Origin of the sequence: Micromonospora trifolii, from assembly GCF_022229005.1 — a bacterium.
Taxonomy (GTDB): Bacteria; Actinomycetota; Actinomycetes; order Mycobacteriales; family Micromonosporaceae; genus Micromonospora; species Micromonospora trifolii.
The window spans coordinates 38,791-61,119 of record NZ_JAKKFD010000049.1; the positions used below are offsets into that span (position 1 = coordinate 38,791).

Genomic DNA, 22,329 nt, shown 5'->3' on the forward strand with positions numbered 1-22,329 from the left:
ACGGCAGTAGGCGGCCTTCGCCGCGGCTACCGGTCGTACCTGCCGCCGTCCATCCGGAGGGTGGCGCCGGTCAGGTAGCCGGAGACCGGGCTGGCCAGGTAGGCGACGAGGTCGGCGTACTCGCGAGGATTTCCGATGCGGCCGACGTCGGTGCCAGCGCGAATCGGTGCCGCATTGCGCTCAACCTCCTCCCACGTCTCGCCCCATCCGTTCTCGCGGCCGAGTTCCATGAGGTACTTGCGGGTGGTGGGGACGAGGATGGTGCCGGCCGCGATGGCGTTGGAGGTCACTCCCGTGTGCTTGAGGTCACGGGACAACGACCGGGCGAGGTTGAGCCGGGCGGCGTTGCTGGCTGCGTAGTGCGGCTGCCCCGCCGACGGCGCCTCACCTGTCACGCTGCCCATCTGGATGACACGGCCCCACCCCTTCGCCCGCATCGCGGGAACCAGATGTCGGATCAGGCGGACCGAGCTGAGCACGTTGAGGTTGTACATGTCGGCCCACGCGTCCGCGTTCAGGTCGGACCACCCTGATGCGGGATCGTAGGCGCCAGCGTTGTTGACCAGGATGTCCACCTCACCGGCCTGGGTAGCCACGGCCTCGGCGCCGACATCGGTGGTGAGGTCTCCGATCACGGCCAGACCGCCCACCTTCTGGGCGGTCTGCTCCGTACGGGTCTGGTCCCGGCCGTGAACGACCACGGCCACGCCTTCGGCTGCCAGGACGGCCGCGATCTCCGCGCCGAGACCGCTGCTCGCACCCGTCACCAGAGCGCGCTTACCAGCAAGCTGCAAATCCATTGTCTTCCCCCGTCGCTTCCGAAACGGTCGGGCCAGTGCTCGCCGCCGTATCGAACTGTGACCCGCAGATATTGGACCCGCAAGTCCAGAATCGGTGCCGCCGATCCGTCCAGCAGGCGGGCCTCGCCCGTCGGCACCCCAGGGCCGAGCCTCGTCGAACGGTCGGACGCCTCGTGGCGATATTGATCGGGTTGAGGCGGGCAGGTCGGCGCGAGGACTTGGGGCTGGGCCAGCAAGGTTCGACCTGAACAGCTTTACCGGCCGCAAACCAGATCTTGGACAGTTTCCGTTCTCGCGTAACGGAAACTGTCCAAGATCTACGTTGCCGGCTCCCCGATCAGCGTCACCGGCGCGGCCTGGAGCATCTGACGCGCCGACGCCTGAGCCCGCCCCGTGGACTAGATCGTCTGGGCGCAACACCGTCTAGTGATCAACCCAGCGGCGGCGGACGGGGTCGACCCCCGCCCGCCATCGCCCGACGGTCAGGTGACCGTGATGGTCAGGTTGAGCGAGCGGGTTTCCCCGCTGGTGTAGGTGACCGTCACCCGGGCGGTGAAGGTCCCCTTGCGCGGGTAGCTGTGGGCCGTCGACCGTAGTGTCGCTCCGTGCGCGATGGCGCTGTTGTCGCCGAAGTCCCACGCGTAGTCGGTGATGCTCTGCCCGGACGGCGCCGTCGCCGTGGCGGTGAGCGTGGTGGTCAGCGGTGCGGTGCCGCCGGTCGGGTTGGCGGACAGGGACAACGTCCCGCCCGGCTCCTGTTTGACCCCGGCGCCGTTGAACCGCAGCCAGTCCAGGGCGAGCAGGTCCGGGGTGCCGTTGACCTGGGCGGCGTTGACGAACTTCGCGTACAGGGTGGTCGTGCCGGTGGGCTTGTTGGTCAGCGTGACGGTGGGGGAGACCAGGTTGTCCCAGCCGCCGGTGGAGCCGATGGTGGCTGAGCCGATCAGCGTGCCGGTGGGCGAGCCGGTCCGCAGTTCGATGGTGCCGCCGAGCCCGCCGTTGGTCACCCCGAGCGTCACCGAGCCGACGTTGCGCAGGTCCGCAGGCCCGAACGCCACCCAGTCGTTGTGGTCGACCTCGCCGAGCCGCTTGCCGGCGCGGGCGGTGGCCCGGTCGTTGACAGTGACGCCGGACTGGGCGCTGAAGTGCTCGGCCTCCTTGCTCTTGGGCTGCAATTGGACGCGGGTCGAGCCGGTCAGCGCCGGTACGCCGCCGGCCGCGCCGCCGTCGGTGTACTGCGCGGTGATCAGGGTGTAGAGGTTCTGCCCTGGTCCGTGGCCGTCACCGGCGTCCGCCTCGGTGGCGAGCAGACCGGAGCAGCCGGTGTAGACGTCCAGCGGGTGGGCGTGCGAGTCGTGGCCGAGCTGGGTCTGCACTGTCACCTTGGCGCAGTCGATGGTGCTCTCCTCCGGGTCGGTGACCGTCACCGTGTACGGGATCTTGTCGCCGAAGTCGAAGAACCCGCCGTCGGGCACTGTGATGGTCACCGTCGGTCGGGTGTTGCCGACCACCACGTCGGTGACCGCTGTGGCGGTCAACCCGTTGCCGCTGTTGCGCACTGTCAACCGGGCGGTGTGCTTCCCGGCCGTGGAGTAGGTGTGGCTCGGGTTGGCCGCTGTGGAGTCGGTGCTGCCGTCGTTGGTGAAGTCCCAGGCGTAGCTGAGCGGCGACCCGTCACCGGCGGACGACCCGGCCGAGGAGAACGTCACAGCGAGGGGCGTACGTCCGCTGTCCGGAGTGGCGGCGATCTTCGCTGTCGGTGGCCGGCCGTTGGCGACGTAGTCGATCCGGTAGATGCCCGCGCCGGCGTTGCTGCCGCCGCGACCGCTGCCGGTGCCCTCGCCGAAGTCGATGACGTAGAGCGAGCCGTCCGGGCCGAACTCGGCCTCGAAGGGCTGGATCCAGCTCATGTTGCCGAAGATCCCGTTGATCGACTGGAGGTCACCCACGGCGGTCGGGCCGAAGCGCGCGTTGCTGAAGGTCTGTGCCGTCTTGTGGATCGACAGCGTCTTGAACCACCTGCGGGTCAGCTCGTAGGTGATCCACTTGCCCTCGAAGTACTCGGGGAACTTCGTGGTGCGGGTGTTGGCCGGGTCGTAGTCGTAGACCGGGCCGCTCATCGGCCCGCCACCGCCGGTGCCCAGCTCGGGGAACTGGCTGGAGGCGGAGTACGCGTACCAGACCAGCGCGGACTTCGCCGCCGGCAGGGTGGTCAGGCCGGTGTTGTGGGGTGAGTTGTTCACCGGTGCGGCGCAGTTGAACTTCGCCCCCGAGGTGTTTGTGGCGAAGTTGTAGTCGTTGAACGGGATGTTGTTGCCCACGCAGTACGGCCATCCGAAGTTGCCGGCGCTGGTGATCCGGTTGAACTCGACAGTTCCCTCCGGACCACGGTTGGGGTCGGCGGCGCGGGCGTCCGGGCCGTAGTCGGCCACCAGCACCGCGTTGGTCTGCGGCTCGATGGTGATCCGGAACGGGTTGCGCATGCCCATCGCGTAGATCTCCGGCCGGGTCCTCGCGGTGCCGGCCGGGAAGAGGTTGCCGCTGGGCACTGTGTACGTGCCGTCGGATTGCGGGGTGATCCGCAGGATCTTGCCACGCAGGTCGTTGGTGTTGCCGGCGGTGCCCTGGGCGTCCCAGGCGGCGCGGCCGGCGCGTTCGTCGACGGGCGTGTAACCGCTGGAGGCGAACGGGTCGGTGTTGTCACCGATCGCCGCGTAGAGCCGTCCGGCGGCGTCCATGGCCAGCGACCCGCCCATGTGCGAGTTGGCCCGGCCCTCACCCCGGTAGGTGGGGATGGTCAGCAGGCGCTTCTCCGAGGAGAGCGCGACGCTGTTGTTGGCGACAGTGAACCGGGACAGGTTGAGCTGTTTGAGGGTCTTGTCCGACCAGAGCAGGTAGATCCAGCCGTTGCTGGCGAAGTTGCGGTCCAGTGTCATCCCGAGCAGCCCATCGGACTGGTCGGTCATCGCCGAGGTGTACGCGAAGTCCAGCAGGGTGGTGACCTGGAGGGTGTCGGAGTTGACCACCTTCAGCGCGCCGGTGCGCTGGATGTAGTAGACCTTCCGGTCCGGGCCGACGGCCAGCTCGAAGGGGTCGGCCAGGTCCTCGGTGACCAGCCCCACCCGTTCGAAGTTGCTGGTCTTGGTGGCCGAGCAGTCACCGGCGACCGCGCCGGCCGCCCACTCGATGCCGTAGCGCAGGTGCTCCAGGAAGGTCGGCGTGCTGAACTGGGAGATGGCGTGTCCACCGGCGGTGAACCAGGACCGGCCGCCGTCGTAGCGCTGACACCAGGAGTACGCGTGGTCGACGCCCTCGTCCAGGCCGTTGATCCCGTCGCGCACCTTGATCTGGGCGAGGGTGTGCACGTTGCCGGTCGGGTTGGTCCGCCAGTTGTACCACTCCTCGCTCTGCTCCCAGAGCTCCGGCAGGTTGCGCGTTGAGGGGTGCGCCCGGTCGAGCACCTTGACCCGGCCGGGGAAGGTGCCGCCGGTGGACGAGAAGTCGGGGTGGTAGTCGAAGATCGTGCCGACCAGGCCCTCGTACCACGGCCAGTCGCGTTCGCTGGCCGAGGCGGCGTGCAGGCCGGCCCAACCACCGCCGTTGCGGATGAACGTCTGCAACGCGGTCCGCTGGCTGGCGTTGAGCAGGTCACCGGAGGTCGGGAGGCTGTTGGTGTTGTTGAAGACGAGAGCGTCGAAGGTGGCGAGGTTGGCGTCGGTGAACGCGGCGGCGTCGGTGGTGGCGACGACCTCGAAGTTGTGGGCGGCGCCGAGCTGCTGGATCGCGGCGATGCCGGCCGGGATCGAGTCGTGGTAGAAGTTAGTGATCTTGGAGAAGACCAGCACCCGGAAGCGCGGGGCGGCCTCGGCGGGCAGGGCGGTGGTGGTGCTCACCACTGTGGCGATGGCGAGCAGGATCAGGCAGAACGCACGGAGGTGTCGGGGCATGGGGGCGCTCCCTGTCGGACGGTGAGGGGTCGGAAAGCGCTTTCTCGCTGCCCGCATCACGGTACTGACAGCCAGTGATGACCGTCAATAGCCCTCTGGTAAGCGGTTTCCCGCCCGGGCGGCGTCCGTGCGTCGGCGGGTCCCACGGGGCCAGGGGTACGGCTTACGATGTCCTCTGGATACGCGCCGTGACTCGGCGGATGCGGCGTGTTCCGTCGACCTGGGGAGGTCTCGTGACGGTGCCGTCCACGTCGGAAATGCCCGAGGGTCGTGGTGCCGACCGGATCGACACCACGACTGTGCATCCGGCTCGCCGCTACAACTACTGGTTGGGCGGCAAGGACAACTTCGCCGTCGACCGGGAGTCCGGCGACCAGATCGCTGCCGTCTACCCAGGGGTACGCACGCTCGCCCGGGAGAACCGGGCCTTCCTCGGCCGGGCGGTCCGGTTCCTCACCGAGGAGGTCGGCATCCGGCAGTTCCTCGACATCGGCACCGGCATCCCGAGCGCCGACAACACCCACGAGGTGGCCCAGTCGGTCGCCCCCGACTCCCGGGTGGTCTACGTCGACAACGACCCGATGGTGCTGGTCCACGCCCGGGCGCTGCTGACCAGCGACCCGGCCGGCGCCACCGCCTACCTGGACGCCGACCTACGTGAGCCCGAGAAGATCCTCGCCGACCCGCAGCTGCCCGCCACACTGGACCTGTCCCAACCGGTGGCTCTGGTGCTGATCGCCGTGACGCACTTCCTCACCGACGACGACCGCCCACACGAGCAGGTCGCCCGTCTGCTCGACGCGCTGCCGTCGGGCAGCTGGCTGGCGCTGACCCACTTCACCACCGACCACCTCCCCGCCGAGATAGTCAGGCGGATGGAGGCCGAGCTCGCCGCGGGCCGGATGAAGCAGGACGCCGTACCCCGCGACCGCGCCGAGTTCGCCCGCTTCTTCACCGGCCTGGAGCTGGCCGAACCGGGGATCGCCCCGGTCACCGAGTGGCGGCCGCAGGTGCCACCGGAGCAGCGTCCGCCCCTGGCCGACGCCTCCATCTACGGCGCGGTGGCCCGCAAGCCCTGACCGCCTGGGCCGATCGAGGACGTCGCCGATTCGCGGATGGCCTGCCGAGTGGCCGGCGCCGCGCAACCGCTCACGTCGGCGAGCGGATGTTTGCTCGGCGGGTGACCGGATACTTGTCGCGCATGTTCGACGGTTTCGAGGACGAGCGGGTCGATGTCGGGGAGGTGGAGCTCCGGGTCCGGTATGCGGGGCACGGGCCTGCGGTCCTGCTCATTCACGGACATCCGCGGACCGGGTCGACGTGGCATCGGGTCGCGCCGCAGCTGGTTGATCGCGGCTTCACCGTCGTCTGCCCCGACATGCGCGGCTACGGGCAGTCCGGCAAGGCGCACATTCTCGCTGATCACTCTCAGCAGTCCAAGCGGGTGGTCGCCGCAGACATGGTCCAGCTGATGGAGAAACTGGGCCATCCGAGGTTCGCGACGGTCGGGCACGACCGCGGGTCGTACGTGGCGTTGCGCCTGGCGCTCGATCACCCGGATTCGGTCAGTCATCTGGTGGTCATCGACGGCGTGCCCATCAGTGAGGCTCTTGCCCGGTGCGATGCGAAGTTCGCCCATGACTGGTACCACTGGTTCTTCTTCGCCCAGCCGGACAAGCCGGAGCGGGCCATCGCCGCCGACCCCGATGCCTGGTACGCCGCTAAGGCCCGGCCCGAGAGCATGGGAGCCGAGAACTACCAGGAGTTCCGGCAGGCCATCCACGATGCGGCCACCGTGCGGGCCATGCTGGAGGACTACCGAGCCGGCCTCGGCGTCGACCGGGCGCACGAGGAAGCCGACCGGCGTGACGGCCGCACCGTCCGCTGTCCCACTCTGTTGCTGTGGTCGACCCGGGACGACCTGGAAGACCTGTACGGCGATCCGCTGGCCATCTGGCGCCCGTGGGCTGCCGATCTACGCGGCCACTCGATCGAGTCCGGTCACCATGTCGCCGAGGAGAACCCCGACGCCCTGACCGCGGCGCTGCACCACTTTCTGTCCTGAACCATCGGGAATTCGCGGTCAGGCGAACGGCTTCGGGTCGAAGCTGATGCCGCCCCGTTCGGCCATCCGGAGCACTCGACTGCCGTAACGCGGTGGTTGGCGCAGGTAGAGGGTGTAGCTCGAAGCCTGGAACATCAGGTCCAGGTCGCGACCCTCCAGGTGCCAGCAGGGCTCACTCGAGCGTGAACGGCCCTCCTGGCGCAGGCCTTTCAACTCGAAAGGCATACAGATGGAGCGCAAGCTGCCGACGATGTCCCAGACGTTGTGGAAGATCAACGTGGCCGGTGCTACCCAGAAGTGGACTTGCCGCATCGGCCCCGGATCGATCCGGCGCACGATGTAGTCGAGGTCGAGATGCAGCTCCAAGGCCGACGGTGCGGTGGGGTCGAGGTCGTCGTCCTCCCGATAGTCCAGGATCGAGTTCTCGGGTGGACCCTCGTCGTCGGTGACGGCGAGCGCGTGAATTCGGCAGTAATCCCACGATGCCTCCACCAGGTCCTGATCAGTCAGGGTGGCCTTTCGGAGACCGGACTCACCGTGCACATCCGTCGTCATGAAACGATTATCGCCACGTGCGTCGACAGCGCCAGATGTCATTCTGCGCGTGCGGGTTCCGTCGGCCGGGTGAAGAAGCGGACGATGTCTTCCGCCGCGGTAGGGGACAGCATCATCGCCTGGACTCGCGCGGACATCTCGGCGATCGGGTGAATCCTGCTGAACATCGACTCTTCGTAGGTCCGAATCGCCGCATTCGGGTCGGCGGGGTTGGCGGCGAGCCGGCTGGCGAGTTCTGCGGCGTCCAGCATGGCCTGGTTCGCGCCCTCGCCGACAGGTGGCATGAGGTGCGCGGCGTCGCCGACGAGGGTGACGCCCGGCCGGCTGGCCCAACGCGTACCGATGGGCATCGTCTCGATCAGGCGTGGCGTCGGCCCGCCCTCGGCGGCCTCGATGAGTGCGGTGAGGCGGGGGTTCCAACCAGCGAACACATCCAACAGGGCCTGCCTACTACGGTACGTGTCGAGGGGCTGGTCCTCCGCGCGCAGCGAGATGCCGACCCGGAGGCTGCCGTCGCCGAGACGTTGCGCTGCCAGGATCTGGTTCACCCCCACGCACCACAGGTTTCCCGGGCCGACCAACTCAGCGAGGTTGGGGTGCCGCTGGTCGACGTCCTCGATGTTCAGCTCCACGAGCGTTGCCACGTAGGACAGGTGGACGTCGACCAGCAGCGACCGGACGACTGAGCGCGCGCCGTCCGCGCCGATGAGGATGTCGCAGCTTGTTCGGCGGCCGTCCTGGAACGTCAGATCCCAGCCCTCGTCAGGTCGTGGGGTCGCCGCGACAAGTCGGTGCCGCCAGGCAACCGTGTCGTCGGGGAGGGAGTCGAGCAGAAGATCACGCAGTGCGCTCCGGTCGATCTCGGGACGTCCGGAGAACGAGCCGGGTTGCGGCTCGTGGTGCACCAGGGTGCGTCCGGTGGGGTCGAGGATGCGATGTTCCTCGCCGTCCGGCCGCGCTTTCGACCGGAACCGGCCGGCGAGACCCGCCTCGGCCAGGGCCAGTTGCCCGGACTCCGGGTGCAGATCGAGGGCACCGCCCTGGGGTCGCGCGGATCGGCTTGCTTCCCGGTCGTACACCACCGCGGCGATCCCGTGCTGGTGCAGGATCCGTGCCAGCGTCAACCCGCCGAGTCCGCCACCGGCGATCGCAATTCGCGTTCTCACGTCGCTACCGTACACTGTATTTGTGGATACACCGTACGGTAGCGAGCCGCTGCCTGTGTGGGAGCGGCCCGAACCTCAACCGCGGGCGGTGCCGGTGCCGTTGAGCCGCGAGAAGATCGCCGCTACGGCGATACGGCTTGCCGACGCGCACGGCCTCGACGGGCTGTCACTGCGCAAGATCGCCAAAGAGCTCGGTGTCGGTCCGATGCGGCTCTACGACTATGTGATCAACAAGTCGGAGCTACTCGATCTGATGGTCGACGTCGTCTATGCCCGGATCGCGGAGGTGGGCCAGCGCTCCGGGTGGCGCGACACGGTACTGGCCGTCGCCCACGCGACCCGCGCTGCCACCCTTGACCACGAGTGGTTCTCCGACGTGCTCGGCGGGCGGCCACACCTGGGACCACACGCGCTCGCCGTGGGCGAAGCGACCGCCGCGGCGCTCAGTGCGGCCCCCGGCGTGCGTGACCTCGACGATCTCCAGCGAGCCGTCGGCGCCCTCAACGCCTTCATCATCGGATCGGTCCGCAGAGAGGTCACCGAACGACGCACCGCACGTTCCACCGGCACCGATGAAGCCGCCTTCCAGGCCAGCCTCGGCCCCTACCTCACGCGCATGCTGAAAACCGGCAGGTATCCCACAGTGGCCAGGCTCGTCATCGACGGCGCCCACCTCAACGCCGAGGAGACCTTCAACCACAACCTGACCACCATCCTGGACGGCATCACCCGGCGACGTCCGACGTGATCCCGTAGCGCCGGCCGCAAGGAATCCTGGCCATGTCCAGACGACGCCGACGCGATTTCAGAAAGGAGCCCACGAGTGCACGTCAGCCTGGCGACGAGCGCCGGCAGGGCCGATCGACCGAACGAGGACTTCGTCGGTGCGGTTCCCGACGCTGTCGTCCTCCTCGACGGTGCCGGCATTCCGGGCGCCGAATCCCTCTGCTTTCACGGAGTCGCCTGGTACACGCACCGCCTCGGCGGCGCGCTGCTCGGTCACCTGTCGCGCGGCGACGGGCGAGATCTCGCCACGATCCTCGCCACCGCCATCGGTGAGATCGCCGCCGAGCACGGCGACACCTGCGACATCGCGGACCCCAGCAGCCCGCAGGCCACCGTCGCGATGGTCCGCGCCCACCACTACCGCTTGGACTGGCTCCTGCTCGCGGACTCGTTCCTCGTCCTCGACCAGGCCGACGCCGGCCCGCTGGTGATCACCGATGAGCGCGAGACGACTGCCCGGCGCGAATGCTCCGCGCCGCTGGCCGGCATTGCTCAGGGAACGCCAGAGTACGACCGGGTGCGAGCCTCCTGCGTCACCGCGCTGCGTGCTCGCCGGAACCAGCCGGGCGGGTACTGGATCGCCAAGGATGACCCGCGCGCGGCACGGGAAGCGGTGAACGGCAGCCGGTCCCTCGCCGACCTGAACGGTGTCGCGTTGTTCAGCAACGGTGCCAGCCGCATCGTCAACCAGTACGGTCGGACCGACTGGTCAGGCGTGCTGGACCTGCTTCGCGCCAGTGGGCCGGCCGGCGTCATCGCCCGCGTCCGGCAGGCCGAGGCAGAGGCCGCCGGTGGCGCGGATGCCCACAGCCCGGACGACGCCACTGTGGCCAACTGGACGCACCTACCGAGTTGAGCGTCTGCCCCCAGAGTGTCGATGATCCGATAGACGCCTCGATCGACGGGAATTTCCCTGGCAGGAGAGCGCTAGGGTTCGGGACGCCCAGGAGGGCGAGGCCGAAAAGGCTGTCCGGCCCACGGTGTCCACACTGTACCGATGCAACAATCGCTGCGAAATGGACTGATCATCGCCTCACCGAGGAGAGCGGGCCAATGCACGGCGACCTGATAGCGCTTGAGTTGAAAGACGAGTCGACGTTTGCCGCGTTGGCGATGGAAATCGACTCTGAGGAGGAGGTCTCCTTTCAATCGCTCAAAATCAAGCTCAGCGACGTGGCGGAACAGGTGGCAAAGGTCGCCGAGGAGTTGGTGGAACACGCCCGCAAGGCCGCCCCGACGGAGATCGAGGTCACCATGCGTGTCGGCTTCTCGATCACCAACGGCAAGGCGGTGGCGCTCCTCGTCGATGGAAAGGCCGAAGGAGCTGTGGAGCTGAAGTTGGCCTGGAAGGACCTCGCCGGTTGAGATGGCTGACGTCGAGGCCGGTCGGCACCTGTGGGCGGGGCTTGTCGGCGTTCACCAGGGAGCCGTGAAGCAGACCGGCTTCATGATCGGGCCGCGGACGGTTGCCACGGCCACCCACGGGCTGGACCGGTCCGGGCCGGTGAAGATCCGTCGCATTGGTCGGTCTGCCGACGCGGTCGACGAGCCGGCGACCATCCTGCTGTGGGACAGGCAGCGCGACCTCTGCCTGCTCACCGTCGAGGACGCGGACGAGTTCTGGTTCATCCCGGACACCCGTCCCCCTGCTCTTGCCGCGGAGTACGTGGTCGTCAGCTGCGTCGACCGGCGCGCCGAGACGACGCTGGTCGTCAACGAGGGGCTCGTCGAGGACGACGGGATCGCCTGGCTCAAGCTCCGGTCGGGGCAGATCCAGCGGGGCTACAGCGGCGCACCGGTGCTCGACCGCGAGGACGGCCGGCTCGTTGGCATGGTCCGCGTGACACGGGGGCGGCAGACGGACCTGGGTGGACACGCCCTGCTGGGTGCCGAGATCGTCCAGATCCGCACCTTGCTGGGCCTGGACAACGACGACCGCCGGATGCAGATCAGGCATGCCGCCAGCGGACTCACCTGGCCCCCGCGCAGTCTGATCCGCGGAGACGCGCCCTCGGAGCTGGTGCAACTCATCGGCCGGGAAGAGGAGATCGCCGCGCTGGATTCGCGCAACGGTCCCCGCCACCGGCTCGTCGTCGGTGACGCACTCGCCGGTAAGTCGGCGCTGGCCGGCGTCTGGGTACGCCTCGCGCACGTCCCCGCCGGTGACACGGCGTACGTCGACGCGGCGTTGGCCCCTCCGGTCCCCGCGCAGCATCCCGTGGTGGGGATCGTCCTGCCGGTGCTCGGTGTGCACATCCCGCAGGACCCGTTCGGGAGCCGCTCCGACGAGGAGACGCTGGCGTTGGCGTGCTGGACGATCATGCGCGACCTGCGCGGAGGCCGCCTCGTCATCGACCTCCAGCACCAGGTCGTCGACGCCGCTGCCGACGCGGATCTCGCGGCGCTCATGAAGGCCGCCGAACGGATGAGCGCCACTGTCGTCCTCGTCGGACGGGACCTTGGCGACGAGTTGTCCTGCGTCGGTCTCTCCACCGCCGTCAAGGTGGGGCCGATCAGTCGGGCGGACGCGGCGACGCTCATCGCACACGGCACCCTCGGCCGAGTGTCCCGGGAGGAGGCCGAGAACGCGCTGGAGCTGGTCGACCCGCAGTGCCTTCTCCCCGGAGAGATCCTGGCGGCCTGCCGGCGGGACGAGGACGACGACGCGATCGACCTCGCCATCGCCCTGTCGGGGCGATTCGACCTGCCCATCCTCGACCCCACCACAGCGCTCCCGGACGACCCGCTCGTGGCCCTCGGCGACCCCGGGCTGACGGCCGCCGGTGTCGGACCCGGCCCAGACGGAGAGGACTCCCACGACGTGCCGCCGCTCACCGGGGAGGACCTCGAACAGCAGGTGCTGACCTCCGCCCACGACCCACTCGGCATCCGCGCGCCCGCGGCGACCCGCCGGGAACTGGCCCCTGGCGCGTTCAGCGCCGACGCCATCTGGCTCGACGAATGGCCGGGCACCGCCCCGTTCGTCTTCGAGGTCGGCGCGCTGACCTCCGAACAAGGGCTCGCGATGCAGGACATCGCGCATCGAGTGTCCGGCCGATCGATGAGACCCGAGTGGGTGGAGTCGCTCTACCGGCAGATCGTCGAGCTTGAGGGCCGGGGGAACGAACGCGGCCCGTCGACGCGGGTTCGCCTGCGGCTCTGGCGCAGCCAGATCCACGCTGGCGATGTGGCCGCCGCCAGTCGCACGTTCACCGAGATCGGCGGGGTGCGCACTGTCAACCGCATCGTCGAAACGGGGAGCCACTTCGCGCAGGTCCAGGATGCCCAGATGCTCGTGCTGGCGTGGTGGCTGGGGGTGGGCACCGACGATGCCGTCGGCGCCGCGGTCGGGGCATGGATGAGCGCCGTCGTGGTCGACGAGCACCTGTCCGGCCGTGCCGACGTGCGGATCGTGCTGCACGACGTGCTCCGCGCGATCACCGTCCGGCCGCTGCCCTCCCCGGACGGTCTGCGCGCCGTCGGCGAGTGGTGCCTGTCCCAGGTGGAGGACGACAGCTCCTTCCTGGCTGACCCGGGCAGCTGGACGATGTACGTCTCGCTGATCGGTCGCGCCGGCGACTTCAGTGGCGACCAGACGCTCACGGAGGTCTTCCTCACCCGGGCGCTACGAGCGCTGACCCTGCACGTGGAGTTGCTCAGATCGCTCGCTCTGGCCGGGGACAGCCGCCCCCTCCTGGCCATCGCGAGGCAGCAGAGGCGGCTGCATCGGCTGGAGCGCAGCCGGCGCACCGGAGAACCCGGCCGTCTACAGCTCGCGCGGGACCTGTTGACGTGGACCGTGGAGAACGCCCCGACCGCCGACGCGTTCCTGACTCTGCTCGTCGCCGATCCCACGCTGAAGGTGACCCGGGAGGGTGACAACGCCGTCGACTCCGACCTGCCCGCGCACCGCTCCGCCGAGAGTCAACTCGCGCCGATCAAGCGCGCCTACCGTAGGTGGCGCAGGAGCAACCCGCAGGTCACTCCGCTCATCGTGGAGATCGAGTACCAGTTGGTGCGTACGGAGTGGGCGATCGCCGGTTCCCTGCTGAGGCAGGCGCGGGTGTCCGACGAGCGCTGGTTGAGCCGACCGATCCCGCACAAGCTGGCCGTGCTCGAACAGCTCGGCGAGGTACGCCGCAAGAGACTCGCCTCCCTGGCGAAACGATGCGGCGACTCCGTCGAAGCGGTCGAGCGGGAGGCGCACAACGAGCTACAACTCCAGACGGCCCTCGCCATCGTGGCGCACAGTCCCATCGACCTGCGCCCGGTCGACGAGATCCTGGCTCGCGGGCGGCGGGCCTTCCCGTCCAGCCCGCGAATGGCGCACCTGCTCGCGGCGCACCACCGGCACCGGCGGCAGTTCACCACGGCGGCGGCCGCCTACGTCGACGCCTACCGCCTCGCGCTCGGGGATCCGCTGTTGCGCATGCGTGCCGCCGTGGGGGCGTGCGAATCGCTGTCGCAGGCCTACGCGGCGGGGGAGTGCGCCCGAGATGAGCTGGTGGTGGCGGCGGCACGGGCCGAACTCCACGAGTCCACCGACTTCTCCGCGTCGATCGTCTGCGCCCTGGCGCGGCTCGAACTGCACGGCACGCTGTCGGAGGGCTACGGCAAGCTTGCCCACACGATCGCGCGGGTGGGGAGCTTCTCCCGGCTCGCCACCGACATGCGCTCCATCCGGGCCGAGATCGCGACCGCCGTCGGGCCGGAGAGCGCGCCGTTGGTCGACAGGTTCCTGCACGACTTCACGGATGTGGGCCTGCTCGTCGCCCTCGGGGCGATGTTCGTCCGCTCCCACACGTTGTCGCCGAGCGAGGGGCTTGAACGGCTCACCGCCGCGCTCGTCCTGCTGGACGGGGTGCGGATCATGGCCGGGACCGTCTGGAACGTGCCGTCGGTGAACTTCCAGCAGGGCCGCGCGCTGCTGGCGGCCTGCAAGCAGTTCCAGACGCCGAATCCGATCGGTTGGGACAAGGACCGCGAGCGATCCGACATCGACCTGGCCTACGCGAAGTTCCAGTCCGCCGTCGATCTGTCGGTCGACTCGTTCCGCGAGATCGTGCTCGGCTTCATGCGTGAGACGGGGGAACTGCGACAGAGGCTCGGTCGCCCGACCCCTCCGGCACTGTGATCGGCGCCGCGATGATCCGGCTGGGCACCACCGGCGCGTCCCGGCCGGTGCCCCTCCGGCTGTCACCGCCGGAAGAATGCTCGTGGTAGTCCTGCTCCACGTTGACCGACCAGACGTCGTGCGTACTCCCGGTGGCGATGTTCTCGGCGGTGAGCATCGCGGTCAGCATCGAGTGGTCCTGGTTGTTGTAGCGGTGCATGCCGTTGCGACCCACCGGGTGCACGTTCGGCACCGCCTCGCTCAGCCAGGCCCGGATCACGTCCACATTGCGCTGGTAGCGCTCGTCGTACACCGGGTAGGCCTTGGGCATACGCACGACGTAGCCGGCCTCCACCACGCCCTGTCGAACCAACCCCAACCGCTCCAGCTCCTCGGTGGCGAGGGCCACCAGGTCGGCATCCGGGGTACGCCACATCTCGTCGTCCTCGAACACGAAGTACTCCAGGCCGAGGCAGGTGCGGCCGTCCTTGACGAGGTACGGCGACCAGGATCCGAAGTTCTGGATCCGGCCCACCCGTACCCCCGGGTCGTGCACGTAGATCCAGTTGTCCGGGAACGAGAACTCCTCCGGCACGACCAGGGCGACAGTCAGGAAGTCGCGGTAGCGCAGGTCGGCAGCGCAGGCCAGCACCTCCGGCGGCGCCGGCGGGTGGAGCGCGGTCACCAGCTCCGAGATCGGCATGGACGAGATGACGTGGTCGGCAGCTTCGGTGCGCTGCCCGCCCGCGCCGTTGACAGTCACGCTGGTCGCCCGCCGACGGGCCGGGTCGCGGTGCACGGCGGTGACCCAGCTGCCGGTGGACAGCTGCCCGCCCCGCTCGCGGACCTGCTCAGCGCAGCGCTCCCACATCATTCCGGGCCCGTACTTCGGGTACTGGAACTCCTCGATCAGGCTGGTCACGTCGGTACGCCGACGCCGGGGCAGCAGCGCGTTGCGGATCGCCGTGCCCAGCGACAGGTTCTTGATCCGCTGCGCCGCCCAGTCCGCCTGCAACCGGTCCGCCGGCATGCCCCAGACCTTCTCCGTGTACGTCTTGAAGAAGATCGAGTACAGCCGCCAGCCGAACCGGGCCGACACCCAGCCCTCGAAGTGTGACTGGTCCCGCGGCGGCCGCAGCCGGGCGCGGGCGTACGAGCCGAGGCAGCGGACGGCCTCCGGCAGACCCAGGTTGCGCAGCGCGTTCACGGCGCTGAGCGGGTAGTTGAACAGGGCACCCCGATAGAAGATGCGGCTCATCCGAGGCCGGGTCAGGAAGTCCTCGTCCGGCAGGATCTCGTGCCAGAAGGCCTCCACCCGGGGGACCTTGGTGAAGAACCGGTGCCCGCCGATGTCGAACCGCCACCCGTCGCGCTCCACGGTCCGACTGATCCCGCCGACCACCTCGTCGGCCTCGAACACCTGAACCGACCGGCCGTGCCGAAGCAGCTCGTACGCCGCGGTGAGCCCGGCCGGCCCCGCACCGATGATCACCGTGCCGTTCTGCTCGCTCATGCTGACGCGCTCCCTGCTCACCGCCATGGTTGAGGCGCGGCGTCTACCCGCTCTGCGCAGAATGTCACACTTGGTGGTAGCTGGTCCCCGCTTCGGCGGGGGTGCTGCGGCGTACCACGAGAAGAGCGACTCCCTCGCGCGGCCGGCCGACCGGGGGAGCGGGGAAGCGGGGCGGATGGACCGGTGGCGCAGCGGCGCGGCGACGCTGGCCGCGCGGGCGGTCACGGCCGGCCGCGGCGGAACGCGCCTGGCCCGACGGGTGCCGGCGCCCTGGCCGTACGTCATCGGCCTGTTCCTCGGCGCGAAGCTGCTGCTCACACTGCTCGGGCTCCTGGTCCTGCACGCCTGGGACGGCGTCCCCGGTGCCCCGCCGCCGGACGAGGCATTGATGTGGGCGCAGCAGCGGGAGATCTCCGGGCACCGGTGGATCTCCTTCTGGTTCGCCTGGGACTCACTGCTGTACCTGCGGCTGAGCACCCTGCCCCTGACCGGGCCGTGGCGAGACTTCGGCTTTCCCCTGCTGTACCCGTTCCTGGCCCGGCCCCTCGGCGCGGTGCTCGGCGGCGACACCGCGCTGGCCCTGTTGGTGATCAGCAACGTCGCGTTCCTGCTGGCGCTCTGGTACGGCCACCGGCTGGCAGAGCTGCTGCTCGGCGACGCGTACGCCGCCCGCCGGTTCACCAGGTACCTGGTGCTGCTGCCGACAGCGTTCCTGTTCCAGGCCGCGCTGACCGAGTCGCTCTTCGTCTGCCTCGCGTTGGCCACCTTCTACTACGCCGAGCGACACCGGTGGCTGCTGGTCGGCGTGATCGGCTACTTCCTGGCGATGAGTCGCTCCGTCGGCCTGCTCGTGGCGCTGCCGCTGGCCCTGGTGCTGCTCCGCCAGCACGACTGGCGGCTCGGGCCGCGCGCCCTGCTCGGCTACCTCCGGATCGGCTGGCCGCTGCTGCTGCTCCCCGCCGGGTGGTTCACCTTCATGGCGTACTGCCGGTGGCGGGGCGGGGACTGGTTCGCCTACCAGCACGCCCAGCAGACCGGATGGGGCATCGAGGTGCAGAACCCTGTTCCGGTGCTGCTTCACGGGTTGGCCGGGGAGCCGCGCGACGCCGCTCGGGCGTGGTTCGCGGTGGCCGTCCTGGCCGTGCTGGTCGCCGGGTTCCGCCGCCGGGAGCTGGCCTACCTGGTGTACGGCGTCCTCATGGTGCTGGTGCCGCTGTCGATGGGCCCGCCGGTGTACAAGAGCCTGCTGCGTTACCTGCTCGCCGCCTTCCCGGTGGCGCTGGTGCTGGCCCGCTGGGCCCGCCACGCCAGCGTCGACGTGTGGCTGACCGCGACGCTCGCCGTGGTGCAGGGCGTGCTGTTCGTACTCTGGCTCACCTACTGGACCCACATGATCATCTGATTGGAGCTGCCGTCGGCCGGGCAACAGATACGCGATGACCGAGCCACGGGTACGCCTCGACGACCTGGGCGCCTGGCTGATCAAGGGCAACGCGGACCTGGTCGACCTCGCCGCCCGATTCGCCAGTGAGCCACTGGTGACGAACTGGTGCGTGCGTCCCGGCTACCGGGCGCGGCTGATGTGCGCCGGGCAGCCGGTGGTCTTCTGGGCCAGCGGCAGCCGCGGTCGATTGCCATACGGGGTGTGGGGCGTCGGACGGGTCACCGGGGCGGCCGAGCCAGGCGCACCGGGGCAGCCGTGGTCGGTGCCGCTGGATCTGCCCATCCTCGCCGAACGGGACCGGGTGCCCCGGCTGCTGTTGCGCGCCGATGACCGGCTCGCCGCCCTGGAGGTGTTCCGTCAGCCGCAGGCCGCCAACCCCTCCTACCTGACAGTGGCCCAGTTCGCCGCGCTGCAGACCCACCTGCCGGTGTGAGGGCGAGGGGCGGCCGTGCCTCGACCGAGCTGCCTGTGCGAGCCTGCTACCGACGTTGCAAGCGCATTGAGTGGAGGCCCGGTGTTCGCCCTGCCGCTGACCGAGGACGTCGAGCTGCGCCCGCTGAACCCGTGGCGGGCCGAGGAGTTCCTCGCCCACCTCGATCGGGCCCGCGAGCACATCCAGCCCTGGGTGTCGCCGTCCTTCGTCGCCACCGACCTGCCGTCGGCCCGCGCGGTGTTGCAGCGCTACGCCGACCGCTGGGCCAGTGACAGCGGTGGCATCTGGGGGCTGTGGTGGCGGGGCACCCTCGTCGGTGGGGTCATGTTCGTGTCGTTCGACGTGACCCGGGGCGTCTGCGAGGTCGGTTGCTGGGTGGAACCCGCGGCGCAGGGCAGGGGCCTGGTCGCCCCGGCGGTGCGCCGCATCGTCGACTGGGCGGTGCGCGAGCGCGGCATCCAGCGGGTGGAGTGGCGTACCAACACCGACAACACCCGCAGCAAGGCCCTCGCCGACCGGCTCGGCCTGCGCCTCGACGGCACACTGCGCCAGGTCAGCCCAGGTCCGCACGGTCGGATCGACCTCGAGGTCTGGTCGGTGCTGGCCGACGAGTGGTCGCCGCGCCCCGCACCGTCCACTGACGACAGCGAATAGTTGTCATACCCGCGCGGCACCATGCATCCATGGCCGTCCCCGCGCTCACCCCTCATTCCGACCCGCCGCGTACCGTGCCGCTGCGTGAGGCGCGCACCCGGTTCAGCCAGCTCGTCGCGCTGGCCGAGCTGACCGACGCGGTCACCGTCGTCACCCGCGACGGCGATCCCCGCCCGGTCGCCGCGATCGTCCCCGCCGCAGCCGCCCGCAGCGGCGCCCAGGCCCGCGCCGACGCCGACCGGCTCGCAACGGTCACCGCTGGCTGGGCCCGCCGCCTCGAGGAGCAGCACCGACGCAGCACACAGCGGCACGCCGCCGAGCTGGGCGCGGTCCGCGCGGCGCTGGCCGAGGCCTGGGCCGAGCTGGACAGCCGGGTCGTCCCGGGCAGCGACCCGACGCTGGCCCGGCTGCGCGCCGCACACGCCGACCTGCTCGCCGGCTGACCCGCTTCCGCCGTGTCGGCGGGAGGGCCGCGCCGGCCGGGTTCACCAGGTGACGGTGTGGCCGGCGTCGGGTTCAGCCGGTGGCCGGGTACGCGTGGGTCTCGGTCGCCTTGACCGCCACCCAGACTCGCTGGCCAGGGATCAGCCGCAGCTGGGCGGCGGCGGCCGGCGTGACGTCGGCGGCCACCCCGATCGGCCCGTCCAGTTGCACCCGCACGTTGTCACCGTGGCGCTGGACGCCGGCCACGGTGCCCGCCCAGGTGTTCCGTGGGCTGCCCTCCGGCCGGGCCGGGTGCAGAGCCACAGCGGCCGGGCGGAACGCCACGAACGCTTCGCCGTCCAACCGGTCGGCGACAGTGAGGGTCAGCTCCGGCGACACCCGCACCCCGTGCCCGTCGGCACGACCCCGGTACAGGTTCAGCCCGACCAGCCGGGCGACGTAGTCGGTGCGGGGGCGGGCGGTGACGCTCGGCCCGTCGCCCTCCTGCACCACCCGACCACCCTCGACGATGACGAGTCGGTCGGCCAACGCCAGCGCGTCCAGCGGGTCGTGGGTGACCAGCACCGTCGCGCCCGCGTGCGCGGACAGGTGCCGGTGCAGCTCCGCGCGGGTGTCCAACCGGGTGCGGGCGTCCAGTGCGGCGAGCGGCTCGTCCAGCAGCAGCAGCGACGGCGCCACGGCCAGCGCGCGGGCCAGCGCCACCCGCTGCGCCTGACCGCCGGAAAGCTGCCGCGGCCGGCGCTGCGCATGCGCGTCAAGCCCCACCCGGCCCAGCCACTCCCGGGCCGTGGCGCGGGCGGCCCGCCGGTCGATGCCGCGCCGGCGCGGCCCGAAGGCCACATTGTCCAATGCGCTCAGGTGCGGAAAGAGCAGGTAGTCCTGGAAGACCACGCCGATCGACCGGCGTTCCGTGGGCACCCAGCCCCCGGTCGCCGGGCGGTCCAGGTCGACCTCGTCGAGGGTGACGTGCCCGTCGGTGAGGGGATGCAGCCCGGCCAGCGCCCGCAGCGCGGTGGTCTTGCCGGCGCCGTTCGGGCCGAGTAGCGCCACCACCTCGCCCGGCGCGACCCGCAGCGGCACGTCGAGCCGGAAGGCGCCCCGGTCGACGACGAGCCGCGCGTCGAGAAGTCGGTCGCTCATGCGGTGGTCATCCAACGGTCCCGCAGCGCCACCAGGATGCCCACCGACACGACGAGCAGCACCAGGCTGAGCACGATCGCGGACTCCAGGTCCGTCTCCAACGCCAGGTAGACGGCGAGCGGCATGGTCTGCGTCCGACCGGGGTAGTTGCCGGCGAAGGTGATGGTGGCACCGAACTCGCCGAGCGCCCGCGCCCAGCAGAGCACCGCCCCGGCGGCCAGACCGGGCGCCACCAGCGGCAGCGTGACGTGGGTGAAGGTGGTCCACCGGCTGGCACCCAACGTCGCCGCGGCCTCCTCGTAGCGGTGGTCGGCGGCACGTAGCGCACCCTCCACGGCGATCACCAGGAACGGCATGGCGACGAACGCCTCGGCCAGCACGACACCCGTTGTGGTGAAGGGCAGGGTGATGCCGAACGTGGCGTCGAGCCAGCCGCCGAGCAGGCCACGCCGACCGAAGACCAGCAACAGCGCCACCCCACCGACCACCGGCGGCAGCACCAGCGGCACGGTGACCAGCGCGCGTACCAGCCGACGGCCGGGAAACTCGACCCGGGCCAGCACCCAGGCCAGCGGCACCCCGAGCAGCAGGCAGAGCGCGGTGGCCAGGGTGGCGGTCTGCACCGACAGCCGCAGGGCGGTCAACGCGCCCGGCTCGGTGAGCCGCTCCGGCAGGGTCGTCCACGGCGCCCGGACCAGCAGCCCCGCCAACGGCAGGACGAGGAACAGCAACCCCAGCCCGGCGGGAATCAGCAGCGCCAGCGGCACCCGCCCCCGCCGTCGAGGCGTGGCCGGGCGCCCGAGGGGTGCGCGGTGGTCGTGGACCTGCGTCACGGAGCCTGGAACCCCGCCTCGGCCAGGACCGCCTGCGCCGGCGCCGAGCGGACGTACGCGACGAAGGCCCGAGCGCCGCTCGGATTCGGCGCGTCCTTCAACGCGACGATCGGGTAGTCGTTGACCGCCCGCGCCGACTCGGGAAACTCCACGCCGGTCACGTCGGCGCTCGCAGCCCGCGTGTCCGTGCGGTAGACCAGCGCCGCGTCGACCTCGCCGAGCTTCACCTTGGCGAGCGCACCCTTGACGTCGCGCTCCAGGGTGACCGGCGTCAGCGCGACTCCGGCCGCGTCCAGGGCGGTGCGGGCCGCCGCGCCGCAGGGCACCTGACTGGCGCAGAGCGCCACCTTCACACCCGGTCTGGTCAGGTCGGCCAGGCCGGCCACTGCCTTCGGGTTGCCCCGGGGGACCGCGATCACCAGCTGGTTGCGGGCGAAGACGCTCGGCGTGCCGTCGGCGTCGCCGGCCTCGATGACAGTAGTCATGTTCGCGGGGGCGGCCGAGGCGAACACGTCCGCCGGCGCGCCCTGGGTGATCTGGTTGGCCAGGGCGGAACTGCCGGCGACGTTGAGGGTCACGCGACTGCCCGGGTTGGCGGCCTCGAAGTCCTTCCCGATGCGGGTGAACGACTCGGTCAGCGAGGCGGCCGCGAACACGGTCACCGGGCCGGTCACCCGCCCGTCCCCACCGCTGCCGGTTGCCTGGTCGTCGCCCGCGCCGCAGCCGGTCACCGCCAGGCCGGCCGCCACCAGTACGGCCACCGCCACACGCCTGCCCCGCGCGTTCATCCGCCCGACTGTCCCCGCGGTCATCCGGCCGACCGCCCTCGCGCCGGGGTGGGTGCGGCCCGTTCCACCACGACCGTGGTCGACTTGATCACCGCAACGGCCACCGAACCGACCCGCAGGTCGAGCTCGTCGACGGCCTCCCGGCTCATCAGCGACACGATCCGGAACGGGCCCGCCTGGATGTCCACCTGCGCCATCACCGTGTCCTTACGGACGTCGACGACGATGCCGCGCAACCGGTTACGGGCCGAGGAGAACTCGGCGCCCGCGTCCGGGTCGGCGGCCTGAGCGCGAGCGAACGCCGCCAGGTCGACGCCGTCGACGACCCGGTGGCCGTGCTCGTCGCGCCCGGCTGTCAGGCGCCCGGCGTCCACCCAGCGGCGAATGGTGTCGGCGCTGACGCCGAGCAGGTCGGCGGCCTCTCCGATCCGGTACGTCGTCACCCGCTCACCTTATCTCCCGCATTTGCGAGCGCGAAAGCCCGACATGGGCAGCAATCGCATGGACAAGTGGGTGACAAGGTCGGCATTTGCGTCTTCCCGTGCTGTCTCAGGACGCCCGCGGCCCGCTCGGGCGCACCCGCAAGATCGTGCTCGAAGCAGGAAGTAGTGGTGTCGGCGTATCGAGGAGGCCACTACATCCAGGTTC

At 70.3% G+C, this 22,329-nt stretch carries 19 protein-coding genes; 10 read left to right on the top strand and 9 right to left on the bottom strand.

What is annotated here, in order from left to right; genetic code table 11:
- Nucleotides 1-26: 26 nt before the first annotated feature.
- A complete protein-coding gene (locus tag NIE79_RS27510) occupies nt 27-800 on the bottom strand; it encodes an SDR family NAD(P)-dependent oxidoreductase (protein WP_238681324.1) in 774 nt (257 codons plus the stop codon).
- A 482-nt stretch (nt 801-1,282) separates the two neighbouring features.
- Entirely contained in the window at nt 1,283-4,747 is a 3,465-nt protein-coding gene (locus NIE79_RS27515; protein WP_238681325.1) for a ThuA domain-containing protein, read from the bottom strand.
- 257 nt (nt 4,748-5,004) lie between these two features.
- Between NIE79_RS27515 and NIE79_RS27520 the strand changes: the two genes are divergently transcribed.
- Together NIE79_RS27520 and NIE79_RS27525 are read left to right on the top strand one after the other, a co-directional pair.
- Nucleotides 5,005-5,826, top strand: a complete 822-nt coding sequence (locus NIE79_RS27520) for an SAM-dependent methyltransferase (protein WP_238681346.1) — start codon at nt 5,005-5,007, stop codon at nt 5,824-5,826.
- The gene (locus NIE79_RS27525; RefSeq protein ID WP_238681326.1) at nt 5,745-6,812 is read left to right on the top strand and encodes an alpha/beta fold hydrolase; all 1,068 of its coding nucleotides are present in this window, start codon (nt 5,745-5,747) and stop codon (nt 6,810-6,812) included. The genes NIE79_RS27520 and NIE79_RS27525 overlap by 82 nt, the downstream gene beginning before the upstream one ends.
- Before the next feature lie 18 nt (nt 6,813-6,830).
- Here NIE79_RS27525 and NIE79_RS27530 read toward each other — a convergent pair whose 3' ends face one another.
- Together NIE79_RS27530 and NIE79_RS34115 are read right to left on the bottom strand one after the other, a co-directional pair.
- Complete coding sequence (locus NIE79_RS27530) at nt 6,831-7,367, bottom strand: hypothetical protein (RefSeq protein WP_238681327.1); 537 nt, start codon at nt 7,365-7,367, stop codon at nt 6,831-6,833.
- 38 nt (nt 7,368-7,405) lie between these two features.
- On the bottom strand, nt 7,406-8,533 hold the full coding sequence (locus NIE79_RS34115; RefSeq protein WP_238681328.1) for an FAD-dependent oxidoreductase: 1,128 nt from the start codon (nt 8,531-8,533) through the stop codon (nt 7,406-7,408).
- Nucleotides 8,534-8,621: 88 nt separating this feature from the next.
- Here NIE79_RS34115 and NIE79_RS27540 point away from each other — a divergent pair, with 88 nt between their 5' ends.
- The 4 genes from NIE79_RS27540 to NIE79_RS27555 all read left to right on the top strand — a co-directional run bounded on the left by NIE79_RS27540 (nt 8,622) and on the right by NIE79_RS27555 (nt 14,453).
- Complete coding sequence (locus tag NIE79_RS27540; RefSeq protein WP_238681329.1) at nt 8,622-9,281, top strand: TetR/AcrR family transcriptional regulator; 660 nt, start codon at nt 8,622-8,624, stop codon at nt 9,279-9,281.
- Between the two features lie 75 nt (nt 9,282-9,356).
- The gene (locus NIE79_RS27545; RefSeq protein WP_238681330.1) at nt 9,357-10,175 is read left to right on the top strand and encodes a hypothetical protein; all 819 of its coding nucleotides are present in this window, start codon (nt 9,357-9,359) and stop codon (nt 10,173-10,175) included.
- Nucleotides 10,176-10,372: 197 nt separating this feature from the next.
- Nucleotides 10,373-10,684: a CU044_2847 family protein gene (locus NIE79_RS27550; protein ID WP_238681331.1), complete on the top strand. Its 312-nt coding sequence runs from the start codon at nt 10,373-10,375 to the stop codon at nt 10,682-10,684.
- A gap of 1 nt (nt 10,685) precedes the next feature.
- Nucleotides 10,686-14,453, top strand: a complete 3,768-nt coding sequence (locus tag NIE79_RS27555; protein ID WP_238681332.1) for a S1 family peptidase — start codon at nt 10,686-10,688, stop codon at nt 14,451-14,453.
- Here NIE79_RS27555 and NIE79_RS27560 read toward each other — a convergent pair.
- A complete protein-coding gene (locus tag NIE79_RS27560) occupies nt 14,392-15,945 on the bottom strand; it encodes an NAD(P)/FAD-dependent oxidoreductase (protein ID WP_238681333.1) in 1,554 nt (517 codons plus the stop codon). The two genes, NIE79_RS27555 and NIE79_RS27560, sit on opposite strands and share 62 nt — an antisense overlap.
- A 73-nt stretch (nt 15,946-16,018) precedes the next feature.
- On the opposite strand from NIE79_RS27560, the gene NIE79_RS27565 reads away from it, so the two are divergent.
- The 4 genes from NIE79_RS27565 (at nt 16,019) to NIE79_RS27580 (ending at nt 18,919) form a co-directional block, all read left to right on the top strand.
- Nucleotides 16,019-17,347 (top strand): hypothetical protein, encoded by a 1,329-nt coding sequence (locus NIE79_RS27565; protein ID WP_238681347.1) that lies wholly within the window; start codon nt 16,019-16,021, stop codon nt 17,345-17,347.
- Between the two features lie 34 nt (nt 17,348-17,381).
- Nucleotides 17,382-17,822 (top strand): hypothetical protein, encoded by a 441-nt coding sequence (locus tag NIE79_RS27570; protein WP_238681334.1) that lies wholly within the window; start codon nt 17,382-17,384, stop codon nt 17,820-17,822.
- Nucleotides 17,823-17,903: 81 nt separating this feature from the next.
- Nucleotides 17,904-18,476, top strand: coding sequence for a GNAT family N-acetyltransferase (locus NIE79_RS27575; protein WP_238681335.1), 573 nt, complete (start codon nt 17,904-17,906; stop codon nt 18,474-18,476).
- Nucleotides 18,477-18,505: 29 nt separating this feature from the next.
- Nucleotides 18,506-18,919 carry a type II toxin-antitoxin system Phd/YefM family antitoxin gene (locus NIE79_RS27580; protein ID WP_238681336.1) on the top strand — a complete coding sequence of 138 codons (414 nt, stop codon included), beginning with the start codon at nt 18,506-18,508 and terminating at the stop codon, nt 18,917-18,919.
- Between the two features lie 73 nt (nt 18,920-18,992).
- Here the strand turns inward: NIE79_RS27580 and NIE79_RS27585 are convergent, their stop codons facing one another.
- The 4 genes from NIE79_RS27585 to NIE79_RS27600 are packed head-to-tail and all read right to left on the bottom strand — an operon-like array spanning nt 18,993 to nt 22,124.
- Nucleotides 18,993-20,060: an ABC transporter ATP-binding protein gene (locus tag NIE79_RS27585; RefSeq protein ID WP_238681337.1), complete on the bottom strand. Its 1,068-nt coding sequence runs from the start codon at nt 20,058-20,060 to the stop codon at nt 18,993-18,995.
- Nucleotides 20,057-20,893: an ABC transporter permease gene (locus tag NIE79_RS27590; protein ID WP_238681338.1), complete on the bottom strand. Its 837-nt coding sequence runs from the start codon at nt 20,891-20,893 to the stop codon at nt 20,057-20,059. Before NIE79_RS27590 ends, NIE79_RS27585 begins: the two co-directional genes overlap by 4 nt.
- Complete coding sequence (modA, locus tag NIE79_RS27595; RefSeq protein ID WP_238681339.1) at nt 20,890-21,681, bottom strand: molybdate ABC transporter substrate-binding protein; 792 nt, start codon at nt 21,679-21,681, stop codon at nt 20,890-20,892. Before modA ends, NIE79_RS27590 begins: the two co-directional genes overlap by 4 nt.
- 20 nt (nt 21,682-21,701) lie before the next feature.
- On the bottom strand, nt 21,702-22,124 hold the full coding sequence (locus NIE79_RS27600) for a TOBE domain-containing protein (RefSeq protein ID WP_238681340.1): 423 nt from the start codon (nt 22,122-22,124) through the stop codon (nt 21,702-21,704).
- Nucleotides 22,125-22,329: the final 205 nt, after the last annotated feature.